This is a genomic window from Shewanella sp. 125m-1, assembly GCF_052977065.1.
In genome coordinates, this window is record NZ_JBRILT010000023.1 from 59,312 (window position 1) to 68,681 (window position 9,370).

Annotated in this window: 7 protein-coding genes; 5 read left to right on the forward strand and 2 right to left on the reverse strand. The window is 44.6% G+C overall.

Annotated elements, in window-relative coordinates; translation table 11 throughout:
* The first annotated feature begins 268 nt into the window (after positions 1-268).
* Positions 269-1,423: a galactokinase gene (gene galK, locus ACVBIK_RS11860; RefSeq protein WP_447169761.1), complete on the forward strand. Its 1,155-nt coding sequence runs from the start codon at positions 269-271 to the stop codon at positions 1,421-1,423.
* Positions 1,424-1,447: 24 nt separating this feature from the next.
* Positions 1,448-2,488, forward strand: a complete 1,041-nt coding sequence (locus ACVBIK_RS11865; RefSeq protein WP_447161503.1) for an aldose epimerase family protein — start codon at positions 1,448-1,450, stop codon at positions 2,486-2,488.
* A gap of 56 nt (positions 2,489-2,544) precedes the next feature.
* On the opposite strand, the gene ACVBIK_RS11870 is transcribed toward ACVBIK_RS11865, so the two are convergent.
* The gene (locus ACVBIK_RS11870) at positions 2,545-2,961 is read right to left on the reverse strand and encodes a hypothetical protein (RefSeq protein ID WP_447161502.1); all 417 of its coding nucleotides are present in this window, start codon (positions 2,959-2,961) and stop codon (positions 2,545-2,547) included.
* Positions 2,962-3,508: 547 nt separating this feature from the next.
* Here ACVBIK_RS11870 and ACVBIK_RS11875 point away from each other — a divergent pair.
* The gene (locus ACVBIK_RS11875) at positions 3,509-4,240 is read left to right on the forward strand and encodes a substrate-binding periplasmic protein (RefSeq protein ID WP_447161501.1); all 732 of its coding nucleotides are present in this window, start codon (positions 3,509-3,511) and stop codon (positions 4,238-4,240) included.
* A 102-nt stretch (positions 4,241-4,342) separates the two neighbouring features.
* Here the strand turns inward: ACVBIK_RS11875 and ACVBIK_RS11880 are convergent, their stop codons facing one another.
* The gene (locus tag ACVBIK_RS11880) at positions 4,343-6,856 is read right to left on the reverse strand and encodes a S8 family serine peptidase (RefSeq protein ID WP_447161500.1); all 2,514 of its coding nucleotides are present in this window, start codon (positions 6,854-6,856) and stop codon (positions 4,343-4,345) included.
* Positions 6,857-7,306: 450 nt separating this feature from the next.
* Between ACVBIK_RS11880 and ACVBIK_RS11885 the strand changes: the two genes are divergently transcribed.
* Both ACVBIK_RS11885 and ACVBIK_RS11890 read left to right on the forward strand, forming a co-directional pair.
* The gene (locus ACVBIK_RS11885) at positions 7,307-7,732 is read left to right on the forward strand and encodes a curlin (RefSeq protein WP_447161499.1); all 426 of its coding nucleotides are present in this window, start codon (positions 7,307-7,309) and stop codon (positions 7,730-7,732) included.
* A gap of 14 nt (positions 7,733-7,746) precedes the next feature.
* Complete coding sequence (locus ACVBIK_RS11890; protein WP_447169762.1) at positions 7,747-9,258, forward strand: curlin; 1,512 nt, start codon at positions 7,747-7,749, stop codon at positions 9,256-9,258.
* Positions 9,259-9,370: the final 112 nt, after the last annotated feature.

Below are 9,370 nucleotides of genomic sequence, written 5' to 3' on the forward strand. Positions count from 1 at the left end.
TATAAAAAAACTCAGTTACACAATCTACAAAGTCATGATATAAAACTAGAGATAGATATTGAGCAAGGCAATATGACACCAGTATAAAAACCTGACGTCACTAAAAAACAGGCCTCATTGCCGCTCAATAAAATGTAACTCATTAAGATTAAATTTTAATGTATGCCGCTGTTATTAAATTGGTCACCAGAATCAAACTCAGCAAACTAAACAGTTTATTGCAATGTTTTGTACTGAACGTAAATATTAACATTCGGAAATTTTGATTATGTCCAATCCCGCTCAGCGAGCAAACAAACTGTTTGTGCAAACTTTTGGCACCCAAGCTGATGAGCTTTATTGTGCCCCTGGACGCGTTAACCTCATTGGTGAACATACCGACTATAACGATGGATTTGTGCTACCCGCCGCCATCAACTTCCATACCGCCATAGTAGTCAAGCGCCGTGATGACCTTCGCTTTCGCGCCGTATCTGACGCCTTTCCCGGTGAAATTGAAGAGTGGGTATTTGGTGAAGAAGGAGTGCCAGTTAAAAACCATTGGTCGAACTACTTAAAAGGTTTCACTGCCGCTATGGCCACCTCGGGTCTTGCACCCAAAGGGCTCGATCTAGCCGTTGTCAGTAATGTGCCAATGGGCGCAGGCCTGTCGTCTTCTGCAGCCCTTGAGGTTGCTTTTGGCACCGCGGTTAACGACTGTAGTCAAATCAAGCTCTCACCTCTTGCCATCGCTCAGTTAGCACAACGCGGCGAAAACCAATTTGTTGGCTGCGCCTGCGGTATCATGGATCAGATGATCAGCGCGCTAGGTGAGCAGGACCATGCACTGCTTATCGACTGCCTCGATTTAGACTGTGAGGCGGTCAGTATTCCTGACAGTTTAAGCTTGATTATTATCAACTCTAATGTTCAACGCGGCCTCGTCGATTCGGAGTATAACCTTCGACGTGAGCAGTGTGAGCAAGCTGCTGCCCACTTTGGTCTTGAATCACTACGAGATCTGGATTTAGCCAGCCTTGAAGCGGGTAAATCTGAATTAACTGAAGCTTGTTATAAACGCGCAAAGCACGTGATCACTGAAAATCGACGCACCCAAAATGCAGCATGGGCATTAGAGTCTGCTGACATAGCGAAGGTCAGCCGTTTAATGGCAGAGTCCCATGCATCAATGCGGGATGATTTTGAAATCACCACAACAGAAATCGATTACCTCGTTGAAATCATCGCTAATGTTATTGGTGAGCGTGGCGGCGTTCGCATGACTGGCGGAGGCTTTGGCGGCTGTGTTGTCGCCTTGGTCGATCACGCGCTCACCGACGCTGTTGTAGAAATTGTTGAACAGAAATATGCTGAAAAAACAGGTTTAGAAGCCGATATTTATCTGTGCAACGCTTGCGATGGCGCCAAGCGTATCGACGACTAGCTTAACCATTAACAGGACCTAATTATGGTACGTATTCGCCCCCTCGAGCCTTGGACTGATCCACGTGGTGGACAAATTGAGCGACTGCTCATCGACAACGGTACTATCGCCATTGAGGTGTTAAGCCTAGGTGGGATAATTCGCTCTTTATGGGCACCAGATCGAGATGGCGAGCGTGCCAATTTAGTTTTAGGCTGTGATAGCGCCGAAGATTATCTAGCACAAAATGCCTATCTGGGTGCCGTTGCAGGGCGGTATGCAAACCGCATCGCTAACGGCCAATTTAGTATTGGTCACAACCTGTATCAACTCGATGTCAATCAAGAGACTAACTGCTTACACGGCGGCAGCGAGGGATTTCATAAAAAAAACTGGCAGCTAGGCCCTTTACCAGACGGTGTGCGTCTCAGTCTAAGAAGCCCTGATGGAGATATGGGGTTTCCGGGAAACTGCAATGTGCAGTTAGATTATCGTCTTGTTGGCAACAATCTTTATATCGAAATCTTAGCCAACTCAGATAAACCCTGCCCCATCAGCTTGACTCAACACAGTTATTTCAACTTAGATGCCAGCGACTCAAGTCTAGCGCACCAACTGCAAATCGATGCCACTGAGTATCTCGAAATGAATAATGTAGGAGTGCCTAGTGGGATCTGCGAAACCCGTGGCAGCGGTTTAGACTTATCTGTACCGACTCAACTGCAGTCGCTGATTGGTCGTGAGGAGTTAACTGCAACATCAGGTTTAGATCATTGCTTTTTATTACCGCAAAGTGAGTCGACATTACAGCGGTTTGGTAGGCTGAGCTCAGCCTACAGCGGTCGAAGCTTGACCCTATATACCAATCAGCCAGGCGTGCAGGTTTACGGTGCTAACCATTTACAAGGCATTACAGGTAAAAATCAAAAGACACTAAAACAGTACCAAGGTGTGTGCTTGGAGCCTCAGCAGATCCCCGATGCACCAAACCAAGCGGATATTGCAGGTGATGCTGTCATAGCTGCTGGTGAGATTTATCATCATATTAGCCGCTATCAATTTGAAAATGATGTTGCAGCTAATTAGTCACTTCTAATTACATTAAGCAAAAAAAAACAGCGCTAGCGCTGTTTTTTCATTAATTAATCATCGTAATCGTCTGACCAGTCATCATCATAGTCATCGTCACCGCCTGCCGACTCTAGTTCAGGCTCATCATCATCGACTGGTGCTGCCTTTGCCTTTTTAGGTGCAGCAGCAGCCTTAGGATTATTAGCCTCTACCCAGCCTTGATGTTTAGCCATAAACTCTTCTCTTGCTGCAAACCAAGCGGCGCCATAAGTTTTATCAACTTCAGCTATCGCCTGCTCATCAAGCTCATGTAAGTTAGGCTTAACGATATCTTCTGCATACTCAATAATTGACTCTCGAGTCGCGTTATAGAAGTAAACACGTCCAGCAGAAGCATCAGGAAACTGTTTATCATGAATTAGAATGGTATTGCCACGAGCTGTTCTTAGTTCGCCGTACCATACTGGTTTTTTTGTCGTCTTATACATATATGTTAATGCCCTTAAATCAACACATACAAAAATCAATAAGAGGCAAATTGCGCTAACATTTACCTCCGTTTTCCCTGTATTTCGTCATCAGGGACAGAAGCGGTATTTTTACAGATTTTTGCCGAATATCAATAGTTGTAAATACAAAATATCACCCTCAAAGATGAAATAAATCACATAAATTATTCAGCTCTTATCGAATTTAGTTCAAAGCAGCGGTTATTCAAGTTTTTCGTTATCAATAAATTCAAAAAATTATAAACTAGGTTAAGAACCCTCACAACATCAACCGTTTAAACAACAATCATCGACAAATAACAACAAGCGACTTTTATGACATAAAACAGCTACCACTATAGTGTAAGTACAATATGACAAGAGCATGTCAACCCGCTCATAAAGGAGTGCCGCCTAAAAGAGAAATACTATTTTTCCCGCCCCCAATGACAAGCTTAGACCACTAAATAAGCTAAATATCCCCCTTTATCGGCATACTTTTGATAGACTAGTCTCGCCTTATAGAGTGACTAACAATAGGATTGTTTTGAAGTGTAGATTACTAATCGTATTAGCCGTAAGCTTCTCCTCCCACGCAGACGAGATCATCGTTGCATCAGATATATGGTGCCCCTATATCTGCACTGATGATTCAGGTTATGTGGTCGAGTTAACCCAACAAGCCTTTGCCTCGGTGAATATCAACGTCAAGTTTGAGCTCATCCCCTTTCAGCGCGCATTGAAGCTTGCAAGTCAGCATAAGATTGATGCTGTGCTGGCTGTCACGAGTGAGCATGTGGCCGCTTTTGAACTTTATAATAATCACCTTGTTATTGGGCAATATACCAATGACTTCTTTACCCACAGCAATGACGACTGGCAATTTACTGATCTCCCTAGCCTAGATGATAAACACCTAGCCTCTATCTTAGGGTATGACTATGGCAACGCATTGAACCAATACCTTAAACAACACCCAACTCATTTTCGAACTTCAGGGGAAACCCCGCTAAAAACGAACCTTCACTTAGTGATCAAAAACCGCGTAGATGTCATATTAGGCAATCGCTATGTTATCGATTACTCAGCCAAACAAAACGGTTATAGCGACCTTATTCGCTTTGCGGGCAGCGAAGGAGAAGCTACTCCACTCTATGTAGGCTTTAGCCACAATGTGCAAGGCCTGCAATATGCTGAAAAATTTGCAGAAGGCGTTAAAAACTTAAAACGCTCTGGTGCCTATCAAGCCATTCTCGATAAATACCACGTTAACTTTTAAACCTATGTGCTTAAAGCTGTAGCCCTCAAAATACAGACATAAAAAAAGCGACCATAAGGTCGCTTCATATTACTAAATAACAGTATTACTCACTAAGTAAACTTAAAAAGCTGCAGTTATCACATCAGAACAAAGACTGCTTGATGCTTCACATACCTTGTATTCTACCGATGCTGCAGCACCAGAGAAACGGTCACGGTAACGGCCATCATTGCTTGTAGTTGCTATCGCATTGCCATCACGATAAATCACCACGTTATCACCTGATGCACCATCCCAAGTTAAGTCGACCAGTGCACTGCCACGACGTGATAGCTTAGCGCGTGCGACACCCGCTGTAATGCTATGCTCAAAGACCTCTACATTCATCGTCGCGGTATCACTATTACCTTCAGCATCTGTAACCGTCATAGATACAGTGTAAGTTCCAGCAGCCGCGTAACTATGAGCTGGGCTCATCTCTGTCGATACACCACCATCACCCAGATCCCAGCTATAACCAACAATATCATCGTTCACATCACTACTTGAGTTAGTAAAGGCAACATTGAGACCATCTACAGCATAGCTAAAGCCAGCGACAGGTGCAGCTGGAGCCGCCTCACCCACACCAGAGATAATCATCCCCCAGCTATTGAGTGTTCCCGTATCCGAACCAACATTGTCATCAACTGACAATGTCCAAGTACCGGTTGCCATTTCACCATTAAAGGCACTCAAGTCCCAGCTCTTAACGATATCGTCTGCACTGCCACCTTCACGGTTATGTAGCACAACTTCAGTGCCAGCTGGCGAAGTTAAGGTGACGGCGAGATCGCCGCTCCAAGTATGAGAGATATCCACATTAGCGTTAACACCAAATACCTGAACATCATCGGCAATCACGATAGTGCTAACAATACCTGCCGGATCATTATCAGGGATCGCTGCAGAATCAGTATTTGAGTAAGTAAAGTCCTGAATACCTTCAGGTAGCACTGTGAGTGAAACCGCTTTGCTCTTAACAATGCTGCCGTCATCACCCGAAACCGTTATGGTGTAATCTCCCCAAGCAGCTGCAGCATCAGTTGCAACATCAACAGTAAAGCTATCACCTGCCATTACGCTGCTACTCGATAACGTTACACCAGCAAGAGTTGGCGTAACATCGACAGTTAATGCCACTGTACCGTCCCACCCCGCGACACTGCCGACACTAAAGTCATAACGGGTTGAGCTACCGGCTTCTACAGTTTGTGAAGTTGGCGTTACCGTAAAGCGATAAGCAGGATCGGGATCGGCAAGATCAAGCGCGTTGGCTACGTTCAATCGCGTCCCCGCAACGGTCTTACCTGCAAGTGCAGTATTGGCATCACCAGAATCCATCAGCAACTGCTTCATCTCTAACGGTGTTAAGTCTGGATTAATAGACCATACTAGCGCTGCAGCACCTGTCATATGAGGTGTCGCCATTGATGTACCAGAGTATGTCGAGTACGTGTTGCCCGGTGTAGTTGAAAGAATAGCTGAACCCGGCGCCCCCATATCAACGCTGGTTAAGCCCCACTGAGAAAAGCTAGACATGTCATCATTTCGATCTGTGCTGGCAATCGACATAACCGCATCAGAATCATAACTTGATGGATAGTGCGGATTCGCATCATTATCGACCGCACTGTTACCCGCTGCAGCAAAGAACAAAATCCCAGCATCACCACCGGCATCGATAGAGTCTTTCAACGCTTGGCTAAAGCCACCGCCGCCCCAAGAGTTATTCGTCGCCTTAATTTCTACGCCATGATTTAACTTTAAATCTGTCATATAGTCGATACAAGCAATCGCATTAGCCGTAGAGCCTGAGCCACTCGAATCTAAGAACTGACAACCCACAATACTCACGTCCCAGTTAACACCTACAACGCCAACACCATTGTTACCCGACGCACCAATCGTCCCTGCTACGTGAGTACCATGGCCGTTGCCGTCCATAGGATCGCCACTGTTATTCACAGCGTTAAAACCATGAATATCATCGATTACACCGTTACCATCATCATCGATGCCGTTACCAGCAATTTCATTCGGGTTGGTCCACATATTTGCCTGTAGATCTGGGTGGTTATAATCAACACCGGTATCAATTACACCAACCACAATAGCGCTATCACCAGTGGTGACATCCCAAGCTTCTACTGCATCAATATCGGCATCAGCTACACCGCCATCTTGGCCCGTGTTATTCATGCCCCATAAAGACACAAAGTCTGGATCATCAGGCGTACCAATCGCCTTAATCACATAGTTAGGTTCTGCATATTTTACTGCAGGATGACGACTGATCATCTTGATCGCCTGCCCAACATCTGAACCTGGACGAAGTGATAATCTAGCCAGCTTACCCTCAAGCAAGTTAGCAAAACGGTCATCAACACCATCGGCATTAACATCACGCATAGAAGCCCTAACCAGACGTTGAGCCGACGCGCGCTCGCTCTGAGTGGCATTGTCTTTATAAACAACGATTAGCGAGTCTTTAATATATTCGTGTTGAGTTACTACTTTCGCCTGCACTGGAGCAGACGAAACCGCGATAATTCCAGCGATAGCAGAGGCTAACGGTGTCAGTTTCTTAAACATAAACAGGTTCCCTATTAATCCTTTAAATTTCCCGAACCGGTACCCCAAACACTCCATTATCCAGCCCATAACAACGCTTGGCTTGTTGAAAACAAAAGTGAACATCCGGCATTTTTAACCCATCAAATTGTTGCCACAGCGCCTCAGTATTTGAAAGAGCTTGCCGACCAATTAGGACTAAACTACTAATCCCATTGCATTATAAAAAGTGCCCAAAAAACAGTTAAAAAAACCAAAACCTCTTAGCATTCAACAGTAAAAAGATAATCTATCGTCAGATTGGTAGAATTTTCATCTACTCAAATAAGTAGACCTTTTTCTTATTGCAGCAAAAAAACAACAGGGTAACTTGAGGAACTTATCTGGCGAGCAACTTCTAGTAAAGAGACCTCACCAGCAAGCACAAAGTGAAGTGTGCTTCACCTTGTAATCTTAATGAAGGAGCGTTAAGTGTCGGTTTTTAAAACAGTTGGAGTCATCCTTGCCCTCTCACTCTATTCAGCCTCTAGCCTTGGCAATGAATCAGAGTTAGTTGCCAATGAACTCCCCATAACACTGCAAACACTTCTCGAAAGTTCAGGGCGAGACAACATTATTAACCTTGTGCAAGTCGGCGTACTTAACCAAGCCAGTCTGAGCCAGTCTGGCGAGGGAAATATCACTGACTTAATCCAAGTTGGCAGTAGTAATCAAGCAGAAGTCATTCAATTTGGACAAGATAATGAAGTTGATCTTTTACAAGCTGGGACGGATAACCAAGCCTATATCACCCAGATTGGCAATGACAATTTAGTACAAATAAATCAGCTGGGAAGTGCCAGTTTTTCAATTGAACAGATTGCAGACGGTGCCGCAATCACAATTACTCAATATTAAGCAGGGAGCCTCTAATGAGATCGCAAACAACTAAAACTATGATTGCGCTAGCGATTACAGCAAGTTTAGGCCTAAGCAGCAATGCATTAGCCGATTCAGCAAACAGTGCCACAATTATTCAAACCACTGTCGCATCGGGTGACGTTGTTGGTCAGGACGCTACCATTCGCCAAGCCGGTGATCTACATATTGCTAGCGTTAAACAGACCGGTGATGACCAAGCAGCGACTGTCACACAAGATGGCGAGTGGATTGAGGCCTACGTTGAGTCAACGGGTGAAGGCAATGTGATTGATATTAATCAAACTGAAGATTGGCACATTACAGATGCAAACATTGAAGGTGACGGCAACGAAGTGAATGTCAATCAATCAGGCTTTTTTAGCCAAATTGATATTGATGTGACGGGTAATAGCAACATGGTTGATGTCATGCAGACTGGTGAGCAAAACGAAGCTGTTGTTGAACTCGTGGGGGCTGAAAACACGAGCTATGTTGAGCAAGATGGTAACGGTAACTTTGCCACGTTCCGTGTTGAAGGTAACGGCAACGACGGTGATATCACTCAGTACGGCGACAACAACGTTGCAGGTATGGTATCACTGGATATTAGCGCCAATGTTGGTGACAACAACGACGTTGAGGTTTACCAAGAAGGCAATGATAACCTAGGTGCAGTTAAAGGCGTTGAGGGCGATAACAATAATTTTGTTGTCTCTCAAGCAGGCGATAGCAACACAGGTTTTGTATATGCGCTGGCCGGTTCTGATAATGAAATTGAAATTGAACAAGTTGGTACCAGTAACACGGCTTACTTAGCCTTTACCGCTGGTGACGACAATGACATCGAGATTGAGCAAGATGGTAGCTCGAACACCATTGGCGATACATTAGTTGCCGAAATTCAAGGTGGTGATAATACGATTCGTATTGAGCAAGATGGTGATAATAATGGCGCTGAGTTTCAAGTATTTGGTGACGAAAACAGTGTGAATCTAGATCAAGAAGGCAATGGTAACTTTGCGACATTCGCTCAGTATGGTGACGACAATGATATCTCAATCATATCTGACGGTGACGCCAATACTGCAGTAGCCTTCACTGAACTCGACGATAACAGCATCGAAATCGCTCAAGAAGGCAATGAGAACTTCGGTTATGCCGACGTACTAGGCTTCGGTAATGATGTTGATATCGAGCAAGATGGCAACCAAAATGAAGCCCTTGTTACAGTCGTCGGTTTTGATAACACTGAAGTAGAAATGACGCAAGAAGGTGATCTTAACCTGATTGACCTCATTATTGTAGGCGATGAAAATATCGCGACTATCTATCAAACAGGCAATGGCAACTGGGTTGGCGCTGAAGATGACGGTGGCTTTATGGTTGAAGGCGTAGAAAACACGCTGACTATTGCCCAAACTGGTAACGATAACCTCGTAATGGGTTCTCAGTCAGGTTCTGGTAACGCTATTTCAGTTACGCAAACTGGTGACTTTAATACAGCAACGGTAATGCAAAACTAAAATATAACTTCAAAGTGAGATCAAAAAAGGGAGCTTAGGCTCTAATGCCGTTCACTTAAGGTGAACGGCATTTTTATTTTTGGCATACCGTTGAGGCCTTGGTTTTACTGTT

Coding starts and splice junctions, on each gene's coding strand:
- galK (WP_447169761.1), top strand. CDS start 269: ATGTCCAATCCCGCTCAGCGAGCAAACAAACTGTTTGTGCAAACTTTT.
- ACVBIK_RS11865 (WP_447161503.1), top strand. CDS start 1,448: ATGGTACGTATTCGCCCCCTCGAGCCTTGGACTGATCCACGTGGTGGA.
- ACVBIK_RS11870 (WP_447161502.1), bottom strand. CDS start 2,961: ATGTATAAGACGACAAAAAAACCAGTATGGTACGGCGAACTAAGAACA.
- ACVBIK_RS11880 (WP_447161500.1), bottom strand. CDS start 6,856: ATGTTTAAGAAACTGACACCGTTAGCCTCTGCTATCGCTGGAATTATC.
- ACVBIK_RS11890 (WP_447169762.1), top strand. CDS start 7,747: ATGAGATCGCAAACAACTAAAACTATGATTGCGCTAGCGATTACAGCA.